This window comes from Mycobacterium szulgai (assembly GCF_002116635.1).
Classification (GTDB): domain Bacteria; phylum Actinomycetota; class Actinomycetes; order Mycobacteriales; family Mycobacteriaceae; genus Mycobacterium; species Mycobacterium szulgai.
Genome location: NZ_LQPW01000039.1, coordinates 95,754 through 121,200, shown reverse-complemented (window position 1 = coordinate 121,200; position 25,447 = coordinate 95,754). Strand labels below are relative to the sequence as shown.

General features: G+C 64.8%; 24 protein-coding genes. 9 read left to right on the top strand and 15 right to left on the bottom strand.

The features are described from left to right. Positions 1 to 286: 286 nt before the first annotated feature. Positions 287 to 1,921 (top strand): PPE family protein, encoded by a 1,635-nt coding sequence (locus AWC27_RS09290; protein WP_085670200.1) that lies wholly within the window; start codon positions 287 to 289, stop codon positions 1,919 to 1,921. Between the two features lie 16 nt (positions 1,922 to 1,937). On the opposite strand, the gene ipdF is transcribed toward AWC27_RS09290, so the two are convergent. Beyond that, positions 1,938 to 2,726, bottom strand: coding sequence for a (5R,7aS)-5-hydroxy-7a-methyl-1-oxo-2,3,5,6,7,7a-hexahydro-1H-indene-carboxyl-CoA reductase (gene ipdF, locus AWC27_RS09285; RefSeq protein WP_085670199.1), 789 nt, complete (start codon positions 2,724 to 2,726; stop codon positions 1,938 to 1,940). Next, positions 2,723 to 3,871, bottom strand: a complete 1,149-nt coding sequence (gene ipdE1, locus AWC27_RS09280; protein ID WP_085670198.1) for an acyl-CoA dehydrogenase IpdE1 — start codon at positions 3,869 to 3,871, stop codon at positions 2,723 to 2,725. Before ipdE1 ends, ipdF begins: the two co-directional genes overlap by 4 nt. A gap of 47 nt (positions 3,872 to 3,918) precedes the next feature. On the opposite strand from ipdE1, the gene fadD3 reads away from it, so the two are divergent. The 5 genes from fadD3 to AWC27_RS09255 all read left to right on the top strand — a co-directional run bounded on the left by fadD3 (position 3,919) and on the right by AWC27_RS09255 (position 9,724). Further along, on the top strand, positions 3,919 to 5,460 hold the full coding sequence (gene fadD3 / locus AWC27_RS09275) for a 3-((3aS,4S,7aS)-7a-methyl-1,5-dioxo-octahydro-1H-inden-4-yl)propanoate--CoA ligase FadD3 (protein WP_085670197.1): 1,542 nt from the start codon (positions 3,919 to 3,921) through the stop codon (positions 5,458 to 5,460). A 1-nt stretch (position 5,461) separates the two neighbouring features. After that, positions 5,462 to 6,595 (top strand): acyl-CoA dehydrogenase family protein, encoded by a 1,134-nt coding sequence (locus AWC27_RS09270; protein WP_085670196.1) that lies wholly within the window; start codon positions 5,462 to 5,464, stop codon positions 6,593 to 6,595. Continuing rightward, positions 6,592 to 7,536, top strand: coding sequence for an acyl-CoA dehydrogenase family protein (locus tag AWC27_RS09265; protein WP_139836860.1), 945 nt, complete (start codon positions 6,592 to 6,594; stop codon positions 7,534 to 7,536). The genes AWC27_RS09270 and AWC27_RS09265 overlap by 4 nt, the downstream gene beginning before the upstream one ends. Positions 7,537 to 7,611: 75 nt before the next feature. After that, a complete protein-coding gene (gene ipdE2, locus AWC27_RS09260; RefSeq protein WP_085670260.1) occupies positions 7,612 to 8,565 on the top strand; it encodes an acyl-CoA dehydrogenase IpdE2 in 954 nt (317 codons plus the stop codon). Then, positions 8,558 to 9,724, top strand: a complete 1,167-nt coding sequence (locus AWC27_RS09255) for a pyridoxal phosphate-dependent aminotransferase (RefSeq protein WP_085670195.1) — start codon at positions 8,558 to 8,560, stop codon at positions 9,722 to 9,724. The genes ipdE2 and AWC27_RS09255 overlap by 8 nt, the downstream gene beginning before the upstream one ends. Here the strand turns inward: AWC27_RS09255 and AWC27_RS09250 are convergent. Continuing rightward, positions 9,689 to 10,540: an arylamine N-acetyltransferase family protein gene (locus AWC27_RS09250; RefSeq protein ID WP_085670259.1), complete on the bottom strand. Its 852-nt coding sequence runs from the start codon at positions 10,538 to 10,540 to the stop codon at positions 9,689 to 9,691. The genes AWC27_RS09255 and AWC27_RS09250 overlap by 36 nt on opposite strands. Positions 10,541 to 10,800: 260 nt before the next feature. Here AWC27_RS09250 and AWC27_RS09245 point away from each other — a divergent pair, with 260 nt between their 5' ends. Continuing rightward, a complete protein-coding gene (locus tag AWC27_RS09245) occupies positions 10,801 to 11,217 on the top strand; it encodes a hypothetical protein (RefSeq protein ID WP_085670194.1) in 417 nt (138 codons plus the stop codon). Between the two features lie 78 nt (positions 11,218 to 11,295). On the opposite strand, the gene AWC27_RS09240 is transcribed toward AWC27_RS09245, so the two are convergent. The 10 genes from AWC27_RS09240 to AWC27_RS09195 all read right to left on the bottom strand — a co-directional run bounded on the left by AWC27_RS09240 (position 11,296) and on the right by AWC27_RS09195 (position 21,224). Continuing rightward, complete coding sequence (locus AWC27_RS09240; RefSeq protein WP_085670193.1) at positions 11,296 to 12,693, bottom strand: CYTH and CHAD domain-containing protein; 1,398 nt, start codon at positions 12,691 to 12,693, stop codon at positions 11,296 to 11,298. A gap of 140 nt (positions 12,694 to 12,833) precedes the next feature. Beyond that, positions 12,834 to 13,427, bottom strand: coding sequence for a hypothetical protein (locus tag AWC27_RS09235; protein ID WP_085670192.1), 594 nt, complete (start codon positions 13,425 to 13,427; stop codon positions 12,834 to 12,836). A 16-nt stretch (positions 13,428 to 13,443) separates the two neighbouring features. After that, positions 13,444 to 14,406: an MlaD family protein gene (locus tag AWC27_RS09230; protein ID WP_085670191.1), complete on the bottom strand. Its 963-nt coding sequence runs from the start codon at positions 14,404 to 14,406 to the stop codon at positions 13,444 to 13,446. Further along, entirely contained in the window at positions 14,403 to 15,440 is a 1,038-nt protein-coding gene (locus AWC27_RS09225; RefSeq protein WP_085670190.1) for an MlaD family protein, read from the bottom strand. The genes AWC27_RS09230 and AWC27_RS09225 overlap by 4 nt, the downstream gene beginning before the upstream one ends. After that, the gene (locus tag AWC27_RS09220; protein ID WP_085670189.1) at positions 15,437 to 16,579 is read right to left on the bottom strand and encodes an MlaD family protein; all 1,143 of its coding nucleotides are present in this window, start codon (positions 16,577 to 16,579) and stop codon (positions 15,437 to 15,439) included. The genes AWC27_RS09225 and AWC27_RS09220 overlap by 4 nt, the downstream gene beginning before the upstream one ends. A gap of 1 nt (position 16,580) precedes the next feature. Further along, positions 16,581 to 17,594: an MlaD family protein gene (locus tag AWC27_RS09215; RefSeq protein ID WP_245846949.1), complete on the bottom strand. Its 1,014-nt coding sequence runs from the start codon at positions 17,592 to 17,594 to the stop codon at positions 16,581 to 16,583. Beyond that, positions 17,585 to 18,595: an MlaD family protein gene (locus AWC27_RS09210; protein ID WP_085670188.1), complete on the bottom strand. Its 1,011-nt coding sequence runs from the start codon at positions 18,593 to 18,595 to the stop codon at positions 17,585 to 17,587. Before AWC27_RS09210 ends, AWC27_RS09215 begins: the two co-directional genes overlap by 10 nt. Then, entirely contained in the window at positions 18,592 to 19,557 is a 966-nt protein-coding gene (locus AWC27_RS09205) for an MlaD family protein (RefSeq protein ID WP_085670187.1), read from the bottom strand. Before AWC27_RS09205 ends, AWC27_RS09210 begins: the two co-directional genes overlap by 4 nt. A 3-nt stretch (positions 19,558 to 19,560) precedes the next feature. Next, positions 19,561 to 20,415, bottom strand: a complete 855-nt coding sequence (locus AWC27_RS09200) for an MlaE family ABC transporter permease (protein ID WP_085670186.1) — start codon at positions 20,413 to 20,415, stop codon at positions 19,561 to 19,563. Next, positions 20,415 to 21,224, bottom strand: coding sequence for an MlaE family ABC transporter permease (locus AWC27_RS09195; RefSeq protein WP_139836865.1), 810 nt, complete (start codon positions 21,222 to 21,224; stop codon positions 20,415 to 20,417). Before AWC27_RS09195 ends, AWC27_RS09200 begins: the two co-directional genes overlap by 1 nt. 361 nt (positions 21,225 to 21,585) lie before the next feature. Here AWC27_RS09195 and AWC27_RS09190 point away from each other — a divergent pair, with 361 nt between their 5' ends. Then, positions 21,586 to 23,298, top strand: coding sequence for a GMC oxidoreductase (locus AWC27_RS09190; RefSeq protein ID WP_085670185.1), 1,713 nt, complete (start codon positions 21,586 to 21,588; stop codon positions 23,296 to 23,298). 13 nt (positions 23,299 to 23,311) lie between these two features. Here AWC27_RS09190 and AWC27_RS09185 read toward each other — a convergent pair whose 3' ends face one another. After that, positions 23,312 to 23,920, bottom strand: coding sequence for a hypothetical protein (locus AWC27_RS09185; RefSeq protein WP_085670184.1), 609 nt, complete (start codon positions 23,918 to 23,920; stop codon positions 23,312 to 23,314). A 184-nt stretch (positions 23,921 to 24,104) separates the two neighbouring features. Between AWC27_RS09185 and AWC27_RS09180 the strand changes: the two genes are divergently transcribed. Beyond that, entirely contained in the window at positions 24,105 to 24,788 is a 684-nt protein-coding gene (locus tag AWC27_RS09180) for a hypothetical protein (RefSeq protein WP_245846948.1), read from the top strand. 92 nt (positions 24,789 to 24,880) lie between these two features. Here the strand turns inward: AWC27_RS09180 and hsaB are convergent, their stop codons facing one another. Beyond that, positions 24,881 to 25,447, bottom strand: coding sequence for a 3-hydroxy-9,10-secoandrosta-1,3,5(10)-triene-9,17-dione monooxygenase reductase subunit (gene hsaB / locus AWC27_RS09175; RefSeq protein ID WP_085670183.1), 567 nt, complete (start codon positions 25,445 to 25,447; stop codon positions 24,881 to 24,883).

Genomic DNA, 25,447 nt, shown 5'->3' with positions numbered 1-25,447 from the left:
CAGGTTAGGCGTCGGGGGACGGCGGCCCTTTGGTGGTATTCGTACCGCCAAAGGGCCGCAATTTCGTGCGAGGCCGATGCGTTTTGCCGCCGCCGCGGCGACAAGGTCGTAGGATCCGTCCGCGTTTGCACCCGCCCTGGCGACGGCTTAACCCCGCTCAAACCCTTTGCGGCGAAAACGCAATGCCGGTACCAGCAGCGTCGTAGCATCTGACGGTGAATCGCTCGATTCCATTCGGGCACTGGTCGCTTCGATGGCGATCGGTGGAGTCGGGTAGGAGGTCATCATGGTCAGTTTTGCGATGTTGCCGCCGGAAGTCATCTCGTTGCAAATGTCCCTCGGGGCGGGTTCGGCCCCGATGCTGGAAGCCGCAACGGCGTGGGGCGGGCTGTCCGAGGAACTCAGCGCCGCAGCCGATTCCTTCGGGTCGTTGACGTCCAACCTGGCCGGCCACGCTTGGCAGGGGCAGGCCGCAAAGGCGATGCTGGCCGCCGCCGGCCCGTACGCGGGTTTCCTGCGGGCTGCCGCAACGCGAGCGATCACCGCCTCCTCCCAAGCCAAAGCGGTCGCCAGCGCGTTTGAAGCCGCCAAGGCGGCTACCATTCATCCGCTGGAGATTGCCGCCAATCGCAACGCATTCCTGCAGCTGGTGCGCTCAAACTGGTTCGGGCTCAACGCACCTGCGATCGCGGCCGCCGAAGGCATCTATGAGCAGTTCTGGGCAACCGACGTCGCGGCGATGTTCGGCTATCACGCCGGAGCCTCGTCGGCGGCAGCGGCACTAAACCCCTTTGAGCAACTATTGATGAGCCTGCCCAACCTGGGCGTCGGTAACACCGCGGCCAATGTCGGCAGCGGCAACAAGGGCACCGGCAACCTGGGCAACGGAAACAACGGCAATACCAATGTCGGCGGCGGAAACATCGGCAACAGCAACGGCGGCAGCGGTAACCGCGGTAACGGCAACATCGGCTTCGGCAACCTCCGCAACGGAAACATCGGATTGGGCAACACCGGCGTCGGCCTCAATGGTGGCCTGAACGTGGGCATGGGCAATCTCGGCAACAGCAACTTCGGCTTCGGAAACCAGGGCAACAACAACACCGGCGGCGGAAACACCGGCAACGGCAACATGGGTGCCGCTAACACCGGTAACAACAACACCGGTTTCGGGCTTACCGGCAACAACCTGATCGGTGTGGGGAACACCTTCTACAACTCGGCCACCGGCCAGTTCACGTTCGGCGGGCTGAACTCGGGTGTCAACAACATCGGCATCGGAAACTCCGGTGCCGGCAACATCGGTTTCTTCAACTCCGGCCAGGGCAACATCGGCTTCTTCAACTCAGGTGTCAACGCTCTTCAGCCGGGCCATCTCAACGCCCTCGGCATCGGCAATTCGGGCACCGGCAACGTCGGCTTCGGCAACTCCGGTGTCGGCAACACCGGCTTCGGCAATACGAGCAGTTTCAACACCGGCTTCGGTAACTCGGGCGCCGAGAACACCGGCTTCGGGAACTCTGGCAACGTCAACACCGGCTTCGACAACGCAGGCAGCGACAACACCGGTGCGGGGAACTCGGGGAACGTAAACACGGGCTTCTTCAACTCGGGCAATACGAACACGACCGTCGGAGCCACCACCAACAGCGGCGCCGTTAACTCGGGCTACGGCAACACTGGCAATGGAGTCTCCGGGTTCTTCAACTCCGCCACCGGTGGCGTGCTCCACGGCGATATGTCCGGATTCTTCAACTCGGTTAGCGGCGGCACGCTTTCTAACGCCCGAATTTCCGGCATTGGCAATGTCGGGGTTTTGAATACCGCGTTGAGCACCACCACTGCCGGCGTTGACTCGGGCTTTTTCAATATGGGCACTGGGGTATCGGGCTTGTTCAACCTGAGCCGGCTGTTGCCGTAACGGCGCCGTAGCTGGCTCACGGATGCTGACTTGATACCGAAATCACTTCTCCGGTGAGGTAACTCGAGTAGTCGCTAGCCAGGAACGCGATGGTGGCCGCCACCTCCCAGGGCTCGGCAGCGCGCCCGAATGCCTCGCCCGCCGCAAGCCGGTCGAGCAGCTCAGCCGATGTCGTCTTGTCCAGAAACTTGTGCCGGGCGATGCTGGGCGACACCGCGTTGATCCGGACGCCGTATTCTGCGGCTTCTATTGCGCTGCAACGTGTTAACGCCATAACCCCGGCCTTGGCTGCGGCGTAGTGCGACTGCGAGTGTTGGGCCCGCCAGCCCAGGACGCTGGCGTTGTTGACGATCACCCCGCCGTGCGGTGCATCGCGAAAGTAGCGCAGCGCCGCCCGCGTGGCCCGGAATACCGATGTCAGCGACACGTCCAGGACCCGGTCCCACTCGTCGTCGGTCATGTCGGCCACCGGAGTCTGCCCGCCCAGCCCGGCGTTGTTCACCAGCACGTCGAGCCGCCCGAACCGGGCCGTGCAGGACGAGATCAAAGCATCGACCTGCACGCTCGATGTCACGTCGCAGACGACGCTTTCGACTCGTCCCAGACCCAGCGCGGATAATTGGTGCGCGGTCTCCCCCAGCCGCCGTTCATGGTGATCGGAGATGACGACATTCGCGCCTTCGAGCAGCGCCCGCCGCGCGGTGGCCGAGCCGATGCCGGTACCCGCGGCTGCGGTCACCACGACCACCTTGTCGTCCAGAAGTCCGTGTCCGGCAACCTCTTTGGGTGCTTCAGACAAGCTCACCCCTTCACCTCCCTGGGCAGGCCGAGCACCCGCTCGGCAATGATGTTGCGCTGGATCTCGTTGGATCCGCCGTAGATGGTGTCGGCGCGGGTAAACAGGTAGAGCCGCTGCCATTCGTCGAACTCGCCATCGGTCAGCACCAGCCCGGGCTTGCCGATCACGTCCATGGCCAGCTCGCCCAGGTCGCGATGCCAGTTGGCCCACAACAACTTTGACACATTATCCTGACCGGGTTGCTCTACATCCATCGTGGCCAGGGCGTAGGAACGCATCGCGCGCAGCCCCGTCCAGGCCCGGGTCAGTCGCTCCCGGATGAACGGGTCGTCGACGGCGCCGGTTCGTTGCGCCAGCTCGGCCAAGTTGGAAAGCTCACGGGCATAAACGATCTGCTGGCCCAGGGTGGAGACACCGCGTTCGAAGGTCAGTGTTCCCATCGCAACCCGCCAGCCGTCGCCGGGCTGGCCGACCACCAAGGATGCGTCGGTGCGGGCATCGTCGAAGAACACTTCGTTGAATTCGGCGGTGCCGGTGATCTGAACGATCGGCCGGATCTGCACGCCCGGTTGATCAAGGGGCACAAGCAGATACGAGAGTCCCGCATGCCGCTTGGAACCCTTCTCGGTACGCGCGACCACGAAGCACCACTGTGACAAGTGCGCCAGCGATGTCCACACCTTCTGGCCGTTGATCACCCACTGGTCGCCGTCAAGTTCGGCCGTGGTCGAGACGTTGGCCAGGTCGCTGCCGGCGCCGGGTTCCGAATAGCCCTGGCACCACAGTTCGGTGATGTCGAGAATGCGTGGCAGGAAGCGCTGTTGCTGCTCTGGAGTGCCGAACGCGATCAGTGTCGGACCCAGCAGCTCTTCGCCGAAGTGGTTGACCTTGTCCGGGGCGTCGGCTTTCGCGTACTCCTCGTAGAACGCCACCCGGTGCGCCGTCGACAGCCCGCGCCCGCCGTGCTCGACCGGCCATCCCAGACAAGTCAGCCCCGCGGCGGCCAGATGCTGGTTCCATGCGCGGCGTTCTTCGAACGCCTCATGCTCGCGTCCCGGCCCGCCGAGACCCTTGAGTGCTGCGAACTCGCCGACCAGATTGTCGGCGAGCCATTGGCGGACCTCCGCCCGGAACTCCTCGACGTCCTGCATGACCTGTAGGCTAACCTACCAAGCACTTGCTTTGTTAGCCTAGTGCCATGTCCGACGATCCCCGCACCGTGCCCGCGGCGCTGCATCGTCTCGTGACCCAGCTCCCCGATCACCAGGTTCTGATCACCGAGGACCGGACATTCACCGCCACTGAGCTGCGCGACGAGATCTACCGCGCCGCCGCCGCGCTCATCGCGCTGGGAGTCGAGCCTCAAGACCGGATCGCCATCTGGTCGCCGAATACCTGGCACTGGGTGGTGGCCTGCCTGGCCATCCACCACGCCGGTGCTGCGATGGTGCCGCTGAACACCCGCTATACCGCGGGCGAGGCCGCCGACATCCTGGCTCGAACCGATACGCCGGTGCTGTTCGCGGCGGGCCGGTTCCTCGGCAACGATCGTGCCGCCGACCTCGACCGCGCCGCTTTGCCCGCAATGCGTCACATCGTCCGCATCCCGATCGACACGCCGGAGACGGGGGCCGGCAGCTGGGATGAGTTCGTCGCCCTCGGTTCCGGCGTCGCGGCTGTACCCGCCCGCGCCGCCGCCGTCACGCCCGACGACATCAGCGACATCCTGTTCACGTCCGGCACCACCGGCCGCAGCAAAGGCGTGCTGTGTGCCCATCGGCAGTCGCTGGGGGCGTCGGCGTCGTGGGCGGCCAACGGCAAGATCACCAGCGACGACCGTTACCTCTGCATCAACCCGTTCTTCCACAACTTCGGCTACAAGGCCGGCATCCTGGCTTGCCTGCAGACCGGCGCGACGCTGATCCCACACCTGACGTTCGACCCGTTGCGCACCCTGCAGGCCATCGAGCAACACCGCATCACCGTGCTGCCCGGGCCGCCGACCATCTATCAGACCCTGCTCGATCACCCGGCCCGCGCCGAGTACGACCTGAGCTCACTGCGGTTCGCGGTGACGGGAGCAGCGACGGTTCCGGTGGTCCTGGTGGAACGCATGCAGTCCGAGCTCGATATCGACATCGTGCTCACGGCTTATGGCCTGACCGAGGCCAATGGCATGGGCACGATGTGCCGCGCCGACGACGACGCGGTAACGGTGGCGACCACCTGCGGGCGCCCGTTCGCCGACTTCGAACTGCGCATAGCCGACGGCGGTTCGGAGACGGGAGAGGTTCTGCTGCGCGGGCCCAATGTCATGCTGGGCTACCTCGACGACCCCGAAGCCACCGCCGCCGCAATCGATTCCGACGGCTGGTTGCACACCGGCGACATCGGCACCGTTGACCAGGCCGGCAATCTGCGGATCACCGACCGGCTCAAGGACATGTACATCTGCGGCGGCTTCAACGTCTACCCCGCCGAGATCGAGCAGGTGCTGGCCCGGATGGACGGCGTGGCCGACGCCGCGGTGATCGGCGTACCCGACCAGCGCCTGGGCGAAGTGGGCCGGGCCTTCGTCGTCGCCCGGCCCGGAGCCAACCTCGATGAGGCATCGGTAATCGCCTATACCCGTGAGCATTTGGCGAACTTCAAGGCGCCGCGATCGGTGCGATTCGTCGACACCTTGCCGCGCAACGCCGCCGGCAAGGTGGTCAAACCACAACTGCGAGAGTTGGCCTGAATTGGATCTGAACTTCGACGAAGAGACGCTGGCCTTCCAGGCCGAGGTGCGCGATTTCCTCGCCGCCAACCGCGAGTCCATACCGACCAGGTCGTATGACAACGCCGAAGGCTTTGCTCAGCATCGCGTTTGGGACCGGGTGCTGTTCGATGCCGGCCTGTCGGTGATCAACTGGCCGAAGAAGTACGGCGGCCGTGATGCGCCGCTGCTGCACTGGGTGGTGTACGAGGAGGAGTACTTTCGCGCCGGGGCGCCGGGCCGGGCCAGCGCCAACGGCACCTCGATGCTGGCGCCGACGCTGTTCGCGCACGGCACCGAAGAACAGCTGGACCGGATCCTGCTGAAAATGGCCAGCGGCGAACAGATCTGGGCGCAGGCCTGGTCGGAACCCGAATCCGGCAGCGACCTCGCGTCGCTGCGTTCGACCGCCACCAAGGCCGACGGCGGCTGGCTGCTCAACGGACAGAAGATCTGGAGCTCGCGAGCACCGTTCGCCGACATGGGATTTGGACTGTTCCGGTCAGACCCCACGGCCGAACGGCACCACGGACTCACCTACTTCATGTTCGACCTCAAGGCCGAGGGCATCACGGTCCGGCCGATCGTCCAGTTGGGCGGCGACACCGGCTTCGGCGAGATCTTTCTCGACGACGTCTTCGTGCCCGACCGGGACGTGATCGGTACCCCCAACGACGGCTGGCGCGCGGCCATGAGCACGTCGAGCAATGAACGCGGCATGTCGCTGCGCAGCCCGGCCCGATTCCTGGCGGCCGCGGAACGACTGGTGCGACTGTGGCGGGAAAGCGGCTCGCCACCGGAGTTCGCCGAGCGGGTTGCCGACGGCTGGATCAAGGCACAGGCCTACCGGCTGCAGACGTTCGGCACCGTCACCAGACTGGCCGCCGGCGGTGAGCTGGGCGCGGAGTCGTCGGTGACGAAGGTGTTCTGGTCTGACCTGGACGTGGCGTTGCATCAGACCGCACTTGACATCCGGGGCGCCGACGGCGAGCTTGCGGGGCCGTGGACCGAAGGCCTGCTGTTCGCCCTCGGCGGGCCGATCTACGCCGGTACCAACGAGATCCAGCGAAATATAATCTCCGAACGCCTGCTGGGTCTGCCGCGAGAGAAGAAGTGACCGTGGAATTCGTACTCGACGAACAGCAACGCGACTTCGCGGCCAGTATCGACGCGGCTCTGGGTGCCGCGGATCTTCCCGGCGCGGTCCGGTCCTGGGCCGCCGGCGACGTCGCACCCGGCCGCAAGGTGTGGGAGCAACTGGCCAACCTCGGCGTCACCGCACTGGCGGTACCGGAAGAATACGACGGGATCGACGCTCACCCGGTCGACCTTGTGGTCGCTCTGGAACGTCTTGGGCACTGGTGCGTGCCCGGCCCTGTCACCGAATCCATTGCTGTAGCACCGGTTTTGCTGACCGAAGATGAGCGCAGCGCCGGGCTGGCCAGCGGTGAGCTGATCGCCACGCTCGCACTACCGCCGCAGGTACCGTATGCGGTCGATGCCGATACCGCCGGGCTGGTGCTGCTGGCCGACGAAAGCGGCGTCAGAGGAGCCGAGCCCGGTGACGAGCATGAGTCCGTCGACCCCTGCCGTCGCCTCTACGAGGTGACCGCGATCGGCGAGCCGTGGCAGGCGGACACCAAGCGCGCCTACGAGTTCGGCGCCCTGGCGACCGCGGCACAGCTGGTCGGGGCCGCCGGGGCACTGCTGAACGCGACCGTCGATTACGCCAAGCAACGGACTCAGTTCGGCCGGGTGATCGGCTCATATCAGGCGATCAAGCACAAGCTCGCCGACGTCCACATCGCCATCGAATTGGCTCGACCCCTGGTCTACGGCGCCGCATTGTCAATGCAACCCCGCGACGTCAGCGCGGCCAAATTGGCTGCGGGTGAGGCGGCCCTGCTGGCGGCGCGGTCGTCGTTGCAAACCCACGGCGCGATCGGGTTCACCCAGGAACACGACCTGTCGTTGTTGCTGTTGCGGGTGCAGGCATTACGGTCGGCGTGGGGCACCCCCGAGCAGCACCGGCGGCGGGTATTGGAGGCTTTGCCATGACTAGCGCCGGCGACGAGGCAGAGCGGAAGAACAATGTGGGGGCACCTCCCGCTAGCGATGAGGATGAGCGGCGCCATGACTGATGAACGGGAATTGCTGCGGGAGACCGTCGCCGCCTTGGTAACCAAGCATGCCAGCCCGACGGCGGTGCGCGCGGCGATGGAGTCCGACTGCGGTTATGACGAGTCGCTGTGGCAGCTGCTGTGCGAGCAGGTCGGCGCCGCCGCGCTGGTTATCCCCGAGGAACTGGGCGGCGCCGGCGGCGAATTGGCCGATGCGGCAACGGTTTTACAAGAGCTGGGCCGCGGGCTGGTCCCTTCTCCCCTGTTGGGCACCACCCTGGCGGAACTGGCATTGCTCACCGCTGCTGAGCCCGACGCGCAAACGCTGGGCGCACTCGCCGAAGGAACCTCGATCGGAGCACTGGTCCTCGACCCCGATTACGTGGTCAACGGCGACATCGCCGACGTCGTCGTCGCCGCCTCGGACGGCCGGCTGAGCCGTTGGATTCGGTTCAGCGCGCACCCCGTGACCACCATGGACCCCACCCGCCGGCTGGCGCGGGTCGAGCCGGAAGGAACCGAATCCGTCGGCGCGGACCCCGGCCTAGCCGACACCGCGGCGGTCCTGCTGGCGGCCGAGCAGATCGGCGCCGCCGAACGCTGCCTGGAATTGACCGTCGAATATGCCAAGAGCCGAGTGCAATTCGGGCGCCCGATCGGCAGCTTTCAGGCACTCAAGCACCGGATGGCCGACCTGTACGTGATGGTCGCCGCGGCCAAAGCTGTGGTCAACGAGGCCTGCAACCAACCCACCTCCGCCAATGCCGCCACCGCGCGGCTGGCGGCCAGCGAAGCGCTGAGTAAGGTTGCGGCCGAAGGCATTCAGCTGCACGGCGGCATCGCGATCACCTGGGAACACGACATGCATCTGTATTTCAAACGCGCGCACGGCAGCGCCCAGCTGCTCGAGTCGCCGCGTGAACTGCTGCGCCGACTGGAAGCAGAGGTGCTCGCCCCCAGTGAATGAGCGTGTCGCACAGCGCGCCGGCATCCCACCGTTCTATGTGATGGATGTCTGGCTGGCAGCCGCCGAGCGCCAGCGCAGCCATGGTGATCTGGTGAACCTCTCGGCGGGCCAGCCGAGCGTGGGCGCCCCCGAGCCGGTACGGGCGGCCGCGGCCGCCGCGCTACACCTCAACCAATTGGGTTACACCGTGGCCCTGGGCATTCCAGAGTTGCGCAGCGCAATCGCGGCGGATTACCAGCGCCAGCACGGCATCTCCGTCGACGTCGATGCGGTGGTGGTCACCACGGGGTCTTCGGGCGGATTCCTGCTGGCATTCCTGGCGTGCTTCGACGTAGGCGACCGGGTGGCAATGGCCAGCCCCGGCTACCCCTGCTACCGGAACATCCTGTCCGCGTTGGGATGTGAGGTCGTGGAGATCCCATGTGGCCCGCAGACCCGGTTTCAGCCCACCGCGCAGATGCTCGCCGAACTCGATCCGCCGGTGCAGGGGGTGATCGTCGCCAGCCCGGCCAACCCCACCGGCACGGTGATCCCGCCGGAAGAGCTGGCCGCGATAGCGTCTTGGTGCGATGCCTCCGGAGTCCGGCTGATCAGCGATGAGGTATACCACGGCCTGGTCTACGACGGAGCGCCACAAACCAGCTGCGCGTGGCAGACATCACGAAACGCGATAGTGGTCAACAGCTTTTCCAAGTACTACGCGATGACCGGCTGGCGACTGGGTTGGCTGCTGGTGCCGGCCGAATTGCGCCGCGCAGTGGATTGCCTCACCGGCAATTTCACCATCTGCCCGCCGGTGCTATCCCAGATCGCGGCGGTTTCGGCCTTCACCCCGGAGGCGACCGCGGAAGCCGACGGCAACCTGGCGCACTACGCGATCAACCGGTCGCTGTTACTCGGTGGCCTGCGCGAGATCGGCATTGAGCGGCTGGCGCCCACCGACGGTGCGTTCTACGTCTACGCCGACGTTTCCGACTTCACCACCGATTCCCTGGCGTTCTGCTCAAAGTTGTTGGCGGACACCGGTGTTGCCATTGCACCGGGCATCGACTTCGATACCACCCGGGGAAATTCGTTTGTCCGCCTGTCGTTCGCCGGGCCGACCAGCGACATCGAAGAAGCCCTACGCCGAATTGGCGACTGGCTGCCCGGACAGTAGCCGGTCGATCCGCGCCTGCAGCGCACTGCGCTCGCCGAGATCGGCGACGTTGATACCGAAGCGATCGGCCAGCGTATCGACTACCGCGGCGGCATCCTCGAGCAGAACCTTCTCGGTACCATCGGGGCGGTGCACGGCCAGGGTGCCGCCGGACAGGTTGCAGCGCCCGTCCTCGGTCACCGCCGCCGCCATGAGGCCGGTCACGAAGTGCGACGCCGGGTGGGTCGAGGTGTACCAGCTGCCGACCGTGAGGTCGATCTGCGGGCGGACCTCAGTGGTGAACTCGTACAGGGTCTGCCACTCGCCGCGAACCTGCGCCTGCAGGATCAGCCCGTCGCCGCGGTCCTCGAGCCGGTACGGTTCGTGCGTCGTCTGTTGCACGCCGCCGGTCTCGAAGCGCAGCGGCGACGGCGGCGTCTGGCCGCCGAAGCCTACGTCGACGAGATAAGACCCCTGAGATCCGGGAAACGTGACCGCCAGCATGGTGTGCGTCTGCGCAGAACGTGGCGCCTCCGGTGGGCGCATCCACACCACCCGGCCGGCGAAACGGCGCACCCGATACCCGAGCTGCGCCAGCACGTAACCCATCAGCCCGTTGTGTTCGAAGCAGTAGCCGCCCCGGCGGCGGCGGACTAGTTTGTCAATGAGCGCATCGGGCCCCAAGTCGTCCACCGGAACTCCCATCAACGGATCGAGATTCTCGAAGGGAATCGTTCGGGTGTGGGCCGTCACCAGATTCTGCAGCACATCAAGGGTCGGTTCGGTGGGGCCGCCGTAGTTGATGCGGTTGAAGTATCCGGTCAGATCCAGGGTCATGCAGTCCATTCTGGCAAGCGCGGCCAGGACCCCGCACGGTTAGCTGACACCCGGGGCAAGGTCCGGGATCGCCCTCGATGACCATGCCATCGGGCCGATCATGAGGCGGCGGCATACCTTCATGTCCCAGGGCGGATCGGCCTACCTACCGAGCTCGACACTGCGCCCGGCCAACGGGCTTGTTTTATATCTGTTGAATATGGGGATTCGGTAGGCACGGGCTGCAGTACAACCAGACCGATCTATCGACGGAGCTCATCATGAGTACCAGCGCCATATGGATTGTGATCGTCGCGGTAGTGGCGATTCTGCTAATCGTCGTCCTCGCCGTGGCCGTCAACAGAGGTCAGCGGCGTCGCAAACAGCGCCAGGCCGAAGAAATCCGCGAGCAGGCCCGGCTGCAGACCGCCAAAGTGGAACGCCGTCAGGCACTCGCCGATGAAACAGCCGCCAAGGCGCGGGCCGCCCAGGCCGAGGCCGAGGTAAAGGCCGCCGAGGCCGCCCGGCTGCAGGAGCGGGCGACCGCGCACGAGAACGAATTGTCGGCATCGCGCGAACAACTGCAGCAACAGTGGGACCGCGCCGACGGCATCGACCCCACCGTCAGCGAAGACCGGCGCGAAATCCGCGAAATCGAGGACCAGCCGACTGCCGGGCGGCGCACGCCCAACGGCTAACCCTTGGGTAAGTAGACGGGTAAGTAGACCCGCGTAGGCCGGGATGGCCCGCCCCCTCAACGGGCCATCCCGGCGCGCCTACCCGAGTTGCCGGGCTTCTCGACGGCATTGCTCGGCTATCTGCCGCTCGCGCGCGTAGAGCATGCCGTAGGTGAAGCCGTTCTCCCCGGGAGTCGTTCCCGCCGCTATCGCCATCTTGCGCAGTGCTTCGGTGGCGACCACGGTGTCCTGATGATCGCCAAGGACGCGTTGAATGTGCTTGTACTTCTTGATCTTTCGCTTTGCCGCCGGGTGCAGCGGCTGGCACAGCTCGGCGGCGTAGCGGGCTCGCTTGGCGGCTTTGCGCGCTCGGTGCAGCAGGTGGTCCTGTCCGGATTGCGGTTGGGATCCAAGCGCGGTCACCAGCCTCCGATCCGCCTTGCGCCGAGCGCGCCGCAGCCGCTTGCGTAGCTTGGCGGTGGTGATGTCCGCGGCGACGGGCGCGTCGGTCCGCCAGCGCCGCAGCACCGCCATGATGGCCAGGTAGCGCTCGGAATCCATAGCCTCACGTACTGCAGCGCGCGCCGGAAGTTCGACGGCCTGCAGATCCTTGCCGATGCGTGCCTTGACCGGTCCCAGGACCAGCTCGTCGGGAAGCCCATCGATGGCGTCGCCGAAGCGGTGCTGCTGGACACGGCAGTCGCGGACGTCGCCGAGCAGCCCCGCGAACCACCTGAGCTCACCGTCCATGTCGCCGACCGACTCGTCGAGTACGGGTGCGAATACTCGCAGCGTGCTACGTAACCGGCGGATCGCGACGCGGGTGTCGTGGATCGGGTCTCGCCCCCGCCGCAACCCGATGTCACCGGCGGCTATCTGATCGAGCTGCGCGTGCAGGTAGTTGAGGAACGCCGCTGCCGCCCGGCCAGTGGCTATTCGTTCGGCCGGTGCGACATGTGCGAGCTTCGACGAATACCGCGAACGCCGGGCGCCCGCGGCGCGCAGCCGCTTACCGATCCGCTTGGCCGCCGACCGGTCCCGCCCGTCGGCGTCCACCTCGATCTCACGCCAGGCCAGCAGGTGCGCACCGACTGAGGCCCGAACCCGATCGTCGTCGACTTCAAGACGTGGCTTGGTTCGGCGATAACGCTCGCGCAGGGTATGGATCTTTGCGATATCGACCAGGCCCTCGCCACCAGTCAGGCCGGTAAGCAGGCCGATCGCCTCGGCTGGAGGCTGATCCGAAGGCGGCCAACATAATTCGTTTCGACCGTCGCTGGCCGGGATCTCGAGCCGCCAGCCGGCTTCGCAGTCGCCGTCGTGGCGACGTAGCGAAACCCCGAAAGCGCGCAGGTCGTGCCCTGGGGTGTCGTAGTACACGACGGTCTCGTCGACGCTGTCATGGCGCACCCGCTTACCCAGCAGGCCATTCGGCGCGGGTAGCACGAATCGATCGTCAACGTCCCATGCGGCGTGACGTTCGAGCGTGCCGTTCATTCAGAAGGCATTTCCGCTTACGGCAGCGGTCAAACGTCGAGCCTTATTTGTGGCGAACGTAAGGCTTTGTGGCGAACGTAAGGCCCCCGCAAGAAATCCAGCCGGAATCCTCGGTGGCGTTACGCTCGGGCCGGAAGCGGCTACGGAGCGTGGCTCCCGGTCTTAGGTCCGATATCGGATACCTGCCAGCCGTCGCCGACTTTGTTGACCGTCACCTGCAGCAGAATCAGTGATACCCGCGGCTTCGGGTTCTGCATGTTGCGTGTGGTCTGCGTGGCCGACACCACTACCTGGTAGACCTGGCCGGGTTGGGCGACGGCATCGGTCGCCAGCACCTCACCGGTCGAGGTGACCTGTGCCTGCAGCATCACGCCCTTGAGAAGCTCGGTGGCGTTGACGTACTTGTCTTTGAGCGTTTGCGAAACGCCGCCCTCCACCGACCGGAAGAAGGCGTCGGGATCCTCGAAGCTGTAGCTCAGCGACTTCAGCGCGTACTCCTTGGCGAGCTTGGCCACCGCGTCGTGATCGGAATTGGCCTGGCGCAGGGCCGCCAGCTCGTCGGTCACGCTGCGGTATTTGTCGTACCCGAACATGCCGGCGACGATCAGCGCTGCCGCGGCTAGCAGCAGAACCCACCGCCGGGGCTTCCTGGCCCGCGGCTGGGCGCCGTCGGCCGCGGTGTCGGCGGTGTCGCTATCGGTGTCGTCGCTCTTCTCGATCGTGTCGATGGTCATGTTGGATCCTTCACTGTCAGTGCCCCTCCGGCACATTCACCTGCACCCGCAGTCCACCGGCGTCATTGAAGGTTGACTCCCAGAAATCCAGCCAGTGCCCGGCGTTGACCTTGCAGCCGCGCAACGGCGCCGTCGCCGGCTCCAGCACCGTCGCGAAGGTGCTCAAGGGTCCAGCCAACGTGTCGAGGTACTCACCGAGGTTGGCCACGAGTGTAGAAATCGGCGTGCCCGGCGCAAAGGCTCCGTCACCCGCACGGGTGTATTCGTCGGTATCGCGGACCAGCCCGCTCAACGCCGACAGCGCACCCGGCAGCAGGTTGCCGGCCTCGCTCAGCACCGCCCCGGCATGCAGTTGGTCCAGGTCGGCGGTCAGCGTGGAGACATTGCCGAACAGCGTGGTGAGCAGCTCGCGGTTCTCCCACTCCAGCTTGGCGACCAAACCCGCTGACGTGGCCAGCGCGTCGAGGGTGTCGTCATTGCCGGCGAACGCCTGCGAAACGTTCGCCACTATGGTGCGGACGTAAGCCGGATTGAGCGCAGACAGTAGCGCGTTGGCTCGGGCCAGCAGGTCGCTCACGGTAACCGCCGCCGCCACTCGGTCGGCGGGAATCACCGAGCCGTCGCTGAAGTACGGCGGCGCTACGTGTTTGGGCTTGAAGTCGATGTACTGCTCACCGACGAGTGAGAGGTTCTGCACACTGATAACGCTGTCGACGGGGACGGGATACGCTCGGTCGAGATCGATCGATACCTTCAGGCCGGTTGCGGTGGTGCGGATTCCAGTCACCCGGCCCACCCGAATCCCGCGCATCGTCACCTGCGAGGTGGGCAGTAGCCCACCCGAGCTGTCCAGCATCAGGGTGATCCGGGTCGGCTTCGCGGTCGGGTCCGTGCCAAGTACACCGAGCGATAGATAGCCGACGCCAAGCACGGTCATGACCGCCAGGATCACCAAAGTCGCCGCGGCACTGAACTTCACGGCAGCATTCCCATCGCCCGCATCGCCGAGACGGCCTGATCGGCCTTGTCAGCGGGATCCACTCCGGGGTTTCCCTGCGGCGGATGCACCTCGGAGACGCTGAACTTCGGTCCACCGTTGCCGAAGAACGGAATGAGCTTGTCGCGTACCAATCCGACCAGCTTGTCGGCGATCACCGGAACCGTAGTGTCGGCCGTCGCGACCGATCCGACCAACGGCGTTATGTAGGAGAGCATCTGGATGAAGTCGGGCGCATTGGGGACCAGCAACTGTGCACCGCTGCGGCCGAGGTCCTGGAAATCGACGAGCAGCTGGATTATGTCCGGCAACACGCCGGTCATCGCCTCGAGTTTGCCCGGGCCTTCGCTGAGCAACCTCTCGACGACACCGGTGTCGTCGATCACGCCGCTGCTGAGATTTTCTGCACTGGACAGTATTTCGTCGATAGCGGCCTGGTTGGCCGCCAAGTCGCGCAGCACGCCGGCCAATTTCGTCCGGATCCGCTCCTGCTCGGCAGGGTCTTTCGGAAAGGCCTTATTGAAGTTGATCACGGTTTCCTGCAAGGTATTCAGCGCGCCGCCGGACACCAGGTTCGATACCCCGCGCAAGATGTCTTCGACGTTGTCGGCCGGCAGTGTGTTGCGCAACGGAATGGTGTCCCCGTCTCGCAGGGCACCCGGTGCCGGGTTGTCGGGCGGCAGCAGCGCGATGTAGATGTCGCCGAGGACGGTGGCCTGCCGTAGCTCGGCGCGGGTATTCTGCGGCAGCAGAATGTTTTTAGCGACGTCTACGTAAGCCACCGCGGTACTGCCGACCAGCTGAACGCGGTCCAGGACGCCCACCCGCACTCCGCCGAAGTCCACCTTGGCTCTGCCCGGCAGGTTCAGCACGCTGGAGAACTCGACCTTAATGGTGTACTTGTCGCCCGGGACATACGAACCCGGTACTGGCAACCGCGTCGGATCAAGCGAACATCCTGCGGTCAGCCCGACCACCGCGACGCCGAGCAATGCGGCGATCAATCGTCGGCTCATGGGACCGCGGCCCCCAGGATGAGATCGGTCAGGCCCAGCGTCACGGGGTCGGAGGCGGCACCGGCCGCACACGCCATCTGACTGCCGGGAGTGTTGCGCTGGCGCAACACATCACAGATCGCACCAGCCTGCGACGGTGAAATGGCAACCTGGGGTGGCAGATACGTGACGTTGTGCGTCCCCCAGGCCGGCTCGTATTTAGCGGCGAGCCAATCGGTTACCGGGGGCAGGGCGTTGATCGCGCCGACGATCTGCGGCGTGAAGGCATTGAGGACGTCGCGGATCCAGGGAATCAGCTTGTCGGTGATGTTGTGATACACCCTGGGCGCGAACCGATTCAACGCCTCGACCAGGATCGGCAACGAGTGCGTGAGATGGTGCAGCGAGGCCCCGAAGCCGTCGGCCAGTCCCTCGATCATGCGCAGGCTGCCGGGCAGGGTCGCGACCACGGATGCCACGGTGTCCCAGTGCTGCAGCACCGTCGAGGTGAGGATCTCGGTGTTCTCGATCAGCTGGCGGTATTCGGCATCGGCCTGGTAGGGGTCGCCGATGACGGCGACGAGTTCACGCAGCGTCCGGTTGAGCTCTGATCCGGTACCGTCCAGCGAGCGGCTGGCCGCGAGCAGGCTGTCGTTGATCGCCTGTGCGCCCGGCGCCTGCGATGGGTCTTTCCCTGCTTCGGCTCCCAACACGGTGCTGGCGAGTTTGTCTACCGCGGCGAAGGTTTCGCTGACACCGATGGGAGTCTTGGTTGCTGCCAGCTTGATGCAGCCAGATCCGCTGAACTTCGGGCCGCCGGCATAGGGTTTGGTGAGTTCGACATGCCGGTCGCTCACGATCGACTGCGAGTAGGTGACGGCCCCGACATCGGCCGGCAGCTCGAGATCCCTGGACACAGTGAAATCGACCTGCACGTGGTCGGGTTTGTTGGACACCGCCGTCACCAAGCCCACCTCGATGCCCAGCAGCTGCACCTTATTGCCCGGGTAGAGCCCTGCCGCGTCGCTGAATTCGGCGCACATGGGCCGGGTGTCGTCGAATTCGGGCAGCAGCACTCTGGTACCGGCGAAGCCGACAGTCCCGATGACCCCGATGGCCAAGGCCCCGGCCGCGGCGATCATGGCGCGCTTTTTCGTCATATCAGCAGTGCCTCATGATGTTCGGCAGACACAGGTCCTGCCCGGGTACCAACCGGTGGCTCTCGTCCAGCACGACACCGTTACCGCTCAACATCGGCCCCACGATGTTGAGGATCTGACCGACGCCCTCAGCTGCCTTGCCGATCCGGTCGGGGTGGGTGAACAGGGTGTCGAAGATGTCGTCGATGCCATTGATGGTGGGCGCGACCTCGCGCTGGTAGAACACCAGGACCCGGTCCAGAATTCGGGTCAGTTCGCGCAGCAGCGTGAAGAACTCGACGATGTCAACGGACTTCGATGTATAGCGTTGCCCGACCAGAGCGAACTGCTCGATCAGTGCGACCAGCTGCTTGCGCCCCGCAGCCAGGGCAGCGCTGGAGTTGTTGACGAAGTCCAGACCGCGATGCAGGTCGCCGGTCATCTTGCTCAACAACCCGGTCAATTCGCCGGCCGACCGCAGGATGTCGCGCAGCGCATCGGGATATTCGTCGACGGCGTGTGCGACTTCGCTGAACGTGTCGTGGATGACCTGGCCGTTGACCTCCCTGATGAAGGGTGTCACCTCCTGGATCATGTCGCTGCCCTCGTAGGGCGACTTGACGCGTTGCGGGGGAATCACGTTGCCGCCCAGGGGCGTACCGCCCTGCGGATCGAGTGCGACGTAATGGCCACCCAATGGCGTGAGCAGCTTGATGTCCAGCGTGGACATTGAGCCGACCAGAATTGACCGCTTGACCTCGAATTTGATTTCGACCAGCGTCCGGTTCAGCCGGACACCGGTGACCTTGCCGACCCGCACACCGGCGATGCGAACCTCGTCGCCCGCGCGGACACCGCCGGAGGCACCGGCGGTTGCGGTGTAACCGGTTTGCCCCGCCGGATTCAGGTACGCCACGCCGGTGGTGGCCAGCACAACCACTATGGCGAATATGCCCACGATGCCCTGCCTGCGGCTGCGTGCCGCCGCGGCGCACTCGTCGAGTGCGCGATGGTACCGGCCGAAGATCACCTGCACACCACCAAATCCTGCTGAGCGAAAGACACTTCGCCGATGCCGGGAAGGTGGACTTGGCCGTGCGAGCAGGTGAACACCGGGGTGGCCTGCTGGTCGTCGGCCAGTGAATCGCGCAACCCCTGAACCAGGGAGGGCACCAACGACAGCCCGGCGACGATGGTCGGCGTCTGCGGGAACATCCGGCTCATCAGGTCGTACAGCGGGACCGTCGAACCGTCGAAAGTGTGCTCGCCATACTCCAGAACATGAACGAGGCTGCGCAGCAGCGGCAACTCGATGTCGATCGAGGCGCGAAAATCGTCTGCCTTGGAGGTGAACTTCGCCAGCAAGTCGTTCAGCGTGGCGATGAGATGAAACAGCTGCTGCGACTTGCCGCCCATGTCGCCGGAAATCTCGCTGAGGTTGCGGATCAGCACGGTGATCGCGGCTTGTCGGTTGACGGCGAACTTGGCGATCGCGTCCAGATCGCGTAGCACCGGTCCCAAGCCGGAATCGTCGCCCTGAATCAGCCGCAGCAGGTTCTCGCCGAACTGGTTGAGCTGCGCGGGATCGAGCGTCTGGAAAACCGGTCGAAAGCCGTTGAACAGCTTGGTGATATCGAACGACGGAACGGTCTGTCCGATCGCGATCGCGCCGCCCGCGGGCAGCCGTTCCCCACCGGCCGCAGACTGCACAAGTTCTAGATAACGCTGACCCAGCAGGTTCTGAAAGCGCACGGCGGCAACGGTATTGCGATACACCGGGTGATCATCAAGCGCGGTGAAGCCGACCTTTGCGATACGGCCGTCCAGCCGGATGGCATCGACCTTGCCGACTTGTACGCCGGAAATGCGAACGTCGTTGCCCACGTCCAGACCCGATACGTCGGTGAAGGTAGCAGTGTAGTGCGAGACCGGCCCGCTGACCGGACTGCGCAGCGCCGTGAGCACGATGACCGCGCACACCGTGGCGACCGTGGTGAACACCGTCAGCCACAGCACCGAGCGCGACACCTTCCTCATCGGCCACCCTCCAGGATGACCTCGGTGCGCATCTGGACTTCGCCGTTGATGATCGGGAAAGCGGTGCTGGTGCGGTCGAGCAGACCGGAGAGCCGGTCATAAGCCGGCGCCAGGCTGCCCATGGCGTACATCGCCGGGACGTCGACGTTCATAATGGCGCCGAGCAGCTGGCTGAGCCATGGATTGTTGCGAACGGCGATCTGACCGGCATCGCGTAACAGCTGACCGGTCTGGCGCATAACCAAATTCGTGCGCGCCACCCCTCCTGGCGCCACCAGAGGGTCGAGCGCATCGAGCATGCCGGTTGCCAGCCCCACTGCGGGCAGGGCCGCGCCCAACCCGCCTAGGAACGAAGCCAGCACCGAAAGCGATTGTGAGACAGAGATTGTCCGCGCGTCGGCCAAGGCCTTGGCGAGGTCAAGGCCGGCCCTGGCCGTCGGCTCCACGATGCCGGCGTGCCGGCGAAGTACCTCGATGACGTGGTCGAATTCCGGCGTGTCGAGGACGCGGCTGATTCGCTGGCCCTGACGCAACAACCCCGTCACCGACGCAGCGTCGGCGTCGGTGCGCAGAACCAGTGTCTGATTCGGCCGCAAGGGTGGACCCTTGCCCTCGCTGACGAGTTCGACTGCCGCGGTGCCGAATACGTTCGACGAGGTGAACCTGGCGATGGTGTCGGCGGTCAGGACCTTGGCTTGGCGCGGGTCGAGCAGCACCGTCATCGTCTGCTTGTTGTATCCGGTGGCTTCCAGGTTCTTGACCGACCCGATGGCCAGCCCATGAAACTTGACCTCGGCACCGGGCGCCAAACCCTCGCCGATCGCGTTCGCGACCACGGTCAGTTTGAACGTGTCGTCGTAGTTGCCGGTGGCGGCCTGGTAGAGGACGGCGCCGACGACGGCCAGCACCGCGGCGACGATCAGGCCCCGGATGCGAAGGGATTTCGAACTGGGTGCTGTCATTGGCTACCCCGACAACCTCAGTCCGGGATTGTCGCCCCAGAACAATAAGGTGAGCATCATGTCGGCGATGACGACGGTGATCAGGCTGGCGCGGATCGCCCGCCCCGAAGCGTGGCCGACCCCCTCCGGCCCGCCGCCGGCGTAATAGCCCTCGTAGCAATGGATCCCGACCATCAGGATGACGAAGATTATCGCCTTGAGCACCGAGAAGGCCACGTCCGACGGCTTTATGAATGAGTCGAAGTAGTGGTAGTAGGTGCCCGACGCTTGATGCAGCTTGACCACCAGCGCGCAGGACAGGTAGCTCAGGGCCAGGGCCAGCAGGTAGAGCGGAACGATGGTTATCATGCCCGCGATGACGCGAGGGGTCACCACGTACGGAATCGACGGGATGCCTTGGGCTTCCAGCGCGTCGATCTCGTCTGCGATGCGCATGGCGCCGATCTCGGCGGTCATCCGGGTGCCGGCTTGAGCTCCGAATCCGATCGCCGCGATCATCGGCGCCATCTCCCGGGTGTTGGCGTAGGCGGAGATGAAGCCGGTCAGCGGACCCATGCCGACCATGTCCAGCACCGCATAGCCTTCGACCCCGACCGAGCCCCCGATCGCCGCACCCATGAACGCCAGTACACCGATGGTGCCGCCACCGACGACGAGCGAACCGTTGCCCCAGATCATGTCGACCAGAATCGCTCCGGTGTGGCGGCGGTAGCGTGCGACGGTGCGCGGTATCCCAGCAAGCACCAAACCGAGGAAGGTGGCCTGGTGTCCGAGGCGTTCGAACACCGCGCCGCCCCGACCGGCCACCCGCAAGGAGGTGGCCAGTCCGGCGGGTAGATACCGCGAAGGTGTTGCCATCAGCCGACTTTCGCCGGCATGTACAGGGTGACGAATTCGGTGATCACCAGGTTGAGCACGAACACCGTGACCACGCCGAGAACGACGGCCGCGTTGACGCTGTCGGCGACGCCGCGTGGACCGCCTTTGGTTTCCAGACCACGCTGGCAGGCGATCAGGGTCACGATCACGCCGAACAGCCAGGTTTTGACCAGCGCCACCACCACGTCGGCGACGGTGGCGAACGATCCGAACGAGGCGATATAGCTTCCGGGAGTGCCGGATTGGAAGCCCACGTTGATTACGTAACCGGCCGACAGGCCCATGAAGATGATGAAGATGCACAGCGCCGGTGCCACCAGCAGGATCGCCGCCAGCCGCGGCGTGACGAGCCGCTGCACCGGATCGATGCCCATGACGCGCAGCGCGTCAACCTCGTCGCGGATGCTGCGCGCGCCCAGGTCGGTGGTTATCGCCGCACCGGCCGCACCGCCCAGCAGTAATGCGGCGACGATCGGCGCGGCCTGCCGGATGACGCCGAGGCCGCCGGCGGCCCCTGAGATCGACGTAGCACCCACCTGCTGGATAACACTGCCCACCTGCACCGCGACGATGACTCCGAACGGGACGGAGATCAGCAACGCCGGAATCGCGGTGACACCGACGATGAACGACGCCTGGTTGAGGGTGTCGCGCCATGGATGGCGCAACCGGACGAGGTCCGTGATCAGGTATACGGCAGACTGCGCGGCCAACTCGAAGAACCGGCCGAGGGTCTGGAGCGAGCCGTCGGCCTGCCGCACAATGTAGCGCCGCGGCCTGGTGACCATCTCGGCCAATGGCTCGCGAGCCTGCCCGTCTGCCGCCGACTCGACCAGGGAATCTGGCCTTGTAAACAAAAGCGACATTACGGCTTCCTTGCTCACGGGGTGGATTTACGGATGCTATTGATTTCCCGCCTGAACACACCGATCAATATCGGATCGTTATCTAATCGTTATAAAGTGATTCGGGCCATCGCTGCAGGCCAAACGCGTAAATGCGATCGACATAGTTAATCAATGGCGGAGCCAATGCCTTCCGTGTAAATCGAATTGACATTAGCGCCTCACTTACTTTGCGGGACATCTCCCGAAATTCCCGATAAAGGTCTACGCTCCGGTACTTATTCAGGAAACGGAGGTTGCTGTCATGGCGGAATCGGCCGAGGCTCTCGCTACATCAATGGATGCGCTGCGCAGCGAATACGACGTGGTGATCCTCGGTTCCGGCTACGGCGGCGCCATTACCGCGGCACGCCTGGGGGTGGCGAACGCCGCCGCGGGCCGCAAGCTCGACATCGCAGTGCTCGAACGCGGCGCCGAACATCCGACCGGCAGCTTCCCCGAGTCCGAGGCGGCCGCACTCAACGAACTCCGTTCACCGTTGAATCCGTTGGGCCTTATCGAGATTGAGCGGTTCAAGAGCATCGACGTAATCCACGCGAACGGCCTCGGCGGCACCTCGCTGATCAACTTCAACGTCGCGATCGTGCCCGACCGGGAAGTGTTTCTGGCAGCGTGGCCCCGGGAGTTTCGCGACCTGGTCGAGCGGCAGCCCGACGGCGTAGGCGGTCTGCAGGAGTATTACGCGCGGGCGCGGCGAATGCTCGGTGCGGTGCGTTACGCGGAGGACGTGCCGTTGCGCCGCGTCGAAGCATTCACTCAGATCGCCAAAAACGCCGGCGCACAAATGCAGATCCTCGACATCACAGTCAGCACCGAGGATCGGATCACCAAGTACGGCGTGCAGCGTCGCCGCTGCCCTAACCACGGCGGCGACGGCACCGGGGACAACACGGGTTCGAAGAACACGCTGATGACCAATTACCTGCCCATGGCCGCGCATTTCGGCGTCCAGTTGTTCCCCGGCATCGAAGCACAACGCATCGAACCGACCGACGATGGCAGGTGGCGGGTGATCGCGCGACGCACCGGCGCACAGACCGAGGTTGTCGTCACGGCCCGCCGCGTGGTGGTCGCCGCGGGCACGCTGGGCAGCAATGCGATCTTGCTGCGCTCGAGTCAGGCCGGGCTGCAGCTGTCGACGCGGCTGGGCAGGAACTTCAGCGGCAACGGCGACAACTTCGGCATCGCCTACAACACCGATATGCGAACCGACACCCAAACCTGGGCCACCACCGACGGGCCGCCGCGCTGCGAACTGGCATGCGGACCGAGCATCACCGCCGTGATGCGTTTCGGCGCCGAACAGTCCGATTTGCGCAAACGCTTCACGGTGCAGGATCTTTCGCTGCCCCGAGCGCTCACCGACAGCATCCGGTTCGGCCTGATGGGCCTGGCCGCCACCAGCTATCGCGACTTTCGCAGAGCCAAGCTCGAGCGATGGAGCCGCGACATCACGTTCAACACCGACGGAGCGATGAACCACTCGCTCGGATTCCTGATCATGTTGCACGACAACTCCGATGGCGAACTGGTGCTACGCAACAACGGCACAGTGAAGATCGATTGGCCAGGGGCGCCGACCGAGCGGATCTACCGCGACGTCGATGCGATCATGCAGCCCGCGGTCGAGGCGATCGGCGGCACCTACATGAAGAACCCACGTTGGGACAAACGGCTTCTCGGCAAGCACCTGATCACCGCGCACCCGATGGGTGGGTGCGCGACTGCAGACAATGTCGACGCGGGTGTCGTCGACCACGCCGGCCGGGTTTTCCGGCCCGACGGCGGTACCTACGACGGGCTCTACGTGTGCGACGCGTCGGTGATCCCCCGGGCGCTCGGCGTCAACCCATTCCTGACCATCTCGATGTTCGCCGAACGCACGGCCGAGCTGCTGCGCGAAGAACTCGGCCTACCAGGCTATGACCCGGCCGTCGAAGCCGACGACCGGGCCTAGCCCCGGTGAAAAGCTAAGTGCGCAAGGCGAAGAAGCCGATCATCTCGTAGCCGCCGCGCGGCACCTTGAACAGGATTTTGCCGAGATACGTTCCCGGCACCACCTCGACCAGTTCGTCGCGGATGCTCCTGATGATGAGGTAGGGGTTCTCCTTGACGTCGGAGTAGTCGATGACCATGACCTCCACGTCCGGATCGCACTTGCCGGCGTCCCTATAGGTCTTGAAGTCGAAGGCGAGTTTGCCGTCGGCGCCGTCCTTCATCTTGTACAACGGCCACAGCAGCTTTGACGGCAGCTTCGCCGCGGAGATCATCCGGTTGTCACCGGTGTGAGCCTCAGAGTCGAATCGCTTTCCCTGCCAGGGCATCCACAGGCCGGTGACGAACCGCACAGCCGCGTCTACCAACGGGTTCGTCGTCGTCATGACGAGGATGCCGTTAGTCGGACCGTCGAGACTTGCCGGCGCGGTTCCGAGTTTGAAGATCGCGTTGAGTTGCGCCTCGGCGCCCGCGCTGTTGGATTTCGCCAGCTCTTTGAGATCAACAATCCATTGCCAGGCCTCGTCCGCGGCGTCGCGGGTTCGCAGCTCGGAAACGCGAGATTCTGCTGTTTGAATTGACATTTCTCACCCTTATCTGTGGTCAGGACTCCCAGATGCTAACGCCGCGAACTGCGTCTGTGAACCGCTTTTCGATAAATTGTTTGCGCAGGTCAAGCGGTACAAATATTTGACAATGCGTGTCAAATTTCTTGACAAATATATTCGCCATTGGCGGCTCCCATCAGTAACGGTAGTGTGCTGCCGCATGAAATGCGCGACACTAATCGGCGCCGTGCTTGGCATCGCCGTCGTCGCAGTGATTTGTCCCAGCGCGGCCGCCGATTCCCACCTGCATTCGAGCGATCGCGTCGGTGCGACTTTCGACGTGAGCTACTTCAGCGTGCCCGAAGCACCGGGCCCCAGGGCGGTCAAGATCGTCGTCTCCGACGCGTCCGGGACGGCCGTCCAAACCATTGACGAACTGCTGGAGCCGTCCAGCCCGAGCGGCGTCGGATTGCAGGACGTGGACGGCGACGGCCGCGAAGAGCTGATCATTCCTATCGCCCAGCGTGTTTGGAACGGCAGCCGCAATACCCGGTTCTCGGTGTGGCGTGCCGTGGGCGACGGCACCCATTTCGAGCGCACCCAGATGTACGGCCAGGCGCTGTATCCCAGCGGAGACGGCTATGTCGTGGCCAACGGCGGCTCACCCGGCAGTCGAGACCTCGCCTTCTATTTGCCGACGGGCGCCGGGTTCACGCTCGTCGTGGTATTGACCATCGAAGCCGAGCAGCTGGACCCCGGCACCCAGCGGGTTCTGGCCGTCACGTGCCGGGCGCACCAGGAAGACGGATTGCACGCGATCGATATGGATGTTGTTGCGGCACAGGACACTTTCTGTGCATCACCGGCGGCGCGTGCGATTTGGCCCGGCGCCCGGCGCAGTTAGCGGTGCGGTCAGCCATGTTGCTCTTCGAAAGGCGATATCGCCGGCTGTATCGCGTTGGCAATTCGAGTGGGCAACCCCGGCGCGATACCCGGCTAAAGCCAGGTGTCCTGAGTGGTGGTGGTGAGAAACGCCTCCAAGTCGTCGCGCCATTGCGCCGGCGTGGTCTTGTCCGGCTCGATGCCGGTGTAGTCGCCGCGATAGAACAGCAGCGGGCGCGGTTTGATCTTGGGGACTTCCGACAGCGACTCGACCGCGCCGAACACCACGAAGTGGTCGCCACCATCGTGCACGGATGCCACCGTGCAGTCGATATAGGCCAGCGAGCCGTCGATCACCGGTGACCCGAGTTCAGAAGGGTGCCAATCGATTCCGGCGAACTTGTCGGGTTCCTTGGACCCGAACCGGGCCGAGACGTCTTTCTGCTGCTCGGTGAGCACGTTGACGCAGAAGCGGCCGCTGGCCTCGATGGCCTTCCAGGACCGCGACACCTTGGTAGGGCAGAACAGCACCAGCGGCGGGTCCAGCGACAGCGCCGCAAAGGACTGGCAGGCAAAGCCGATGGGCACGTCGTCGTGCACGGTGGTGATGATCGTGATCCCGGTGCAGAACTGACCCAGCACGCTACGGAATGTGCGCGGGTCGATCGGCGCCCCAGCCAT

Excerpts from the sequence above, each read along its gene's own strand:
- AWC27_RS09290 (WP_085670200.1), top strand. The coding sequence starts at position 287 with ATGGTCAGTTTTGCGATGTTGCCGCCGGAAGTCATCTCGTTGCAAATG.
- ipdE1 (WP_085670198.1), bottom strand. The coding sequence starts at position 3,871 with ATGCAGGACGTCGAGGAGTTCCGGGCGGAGGTCCGCCAATGGCTCGCC.
- fadD3 (WP_085670197.1), top strand. The coding sequence starts at position 3,919 with ATGTCCGACGATCCCCGCACCGTGCCCGCGGCGCTGCATCGTCTCGTG.
- ipdE2 (WP_085670260.1), top strand. The coding sequence starts at position 7,612 with ATGACTGATGAACGGGAATTGCTGCGGGAGACCGTCGCCGCCTTGGTA.
- AWC27_RS09250 (WP_085670259.1), bottom strand. The coding sequence starts at position 10,540 with ATGACCCTGGATCTGACCGGATACTTCAACCGCATCAACTACGGCGGC.
- AWC27_RS09245 (WP_085670194.1), top strand. The coding sequence starts at position 10,801 with ATGAGTACCAGCGCCATATGGATTGTGATCGTCGCGGTAGTGGCGATT.
- AWC27_RS09240 (WP_085670193.1), bottom strand. The coding sequence starts at position 12,693 with ATGAACGGCACGCTCGAACGTCACGCCGCATGGGACGTTGACGATCGA.
- AWC27_RS09235 (WP_085670192.1), bottom strand. The coding sequence starts at position 13,427 with ATGACCATCGACACGATCGAGAAGAGCGACGACACCGATAGCGACACC.
- AWC27_RS09225 (WP_085670190.1), bottom strand. The coding sequence starts at position 15,440 with ATGAGCCGACGATTGATCGCCGCATTGCTCGGCGTCGCGGTGGTCGGG.
- AWC27_RS09220 (WP_085670189.1), bottom strand. The coding sequence starts at position 16,579 with ATGACGAAAAAGCGCGCCATGATCGCCGCGGCCGGGGCCTTGGCCATC.
- AWC27_RS09210 (WP_085670188.1), bottom strand. The coding sequence starts at position 18,595 with ATGAGGAAGGTGTCGCGCTCGGTGCTGTGGCTGACGGTGTTCACCACG.
- AWC27_RS09205 (WP_085670187.1), bottom strand. The coding sequence starts at position 19,557 with ATGACAGCACCCAGTTCGAAATCCCTTCGCATCCGGGGCCTGATCGTC.
- AWC27_RS09200 (WP_085670186.1), bottom strand. The coding sequence starts at position 20,415 with ATGGCAACACCTTCGCGGTATCTACCCGCCGGACTGGCCACCTCCTTG.
- AWC27_RS09195 (WP_139836865.1), bottom strand. The coding sequence starts at position 21,224 with ATGGTCACCAGGCCGCGGCGCTACATTGTGCGGCAGGCCGACGGCTCG.
- AWC27_RS09190 (WP_085670185.1), top strand. The coding sequence starts at position 21,586 with ATGGCGGAATCGGCCGAGGCTCTCGCTACATCAATGGATGCGCTGCGC.
- AWC27_RS09185 (WP_085670184.1), bottom strand. The coding sequence starts at position 23,920 with ATGTCAATTCAAACAGCAGAATCTCGCGTTTCCGAGCTGCGAACCCGC.
- AWC27_RS09180 (WP_245846948.1), top strand. The coding sequence starts at position 24,105 with ATGAAATGCGCGACACTAATCGGCGCCGTGCTTGGCATCGCCGTCGTC.
- hsaB (WP_085670183.1), bottom strand. The coding sequence starts at position 25,447 with ATGGCTGGGGCGCCGATCGACCCGCGCACATTCCGTAGCGTGCTGGGT.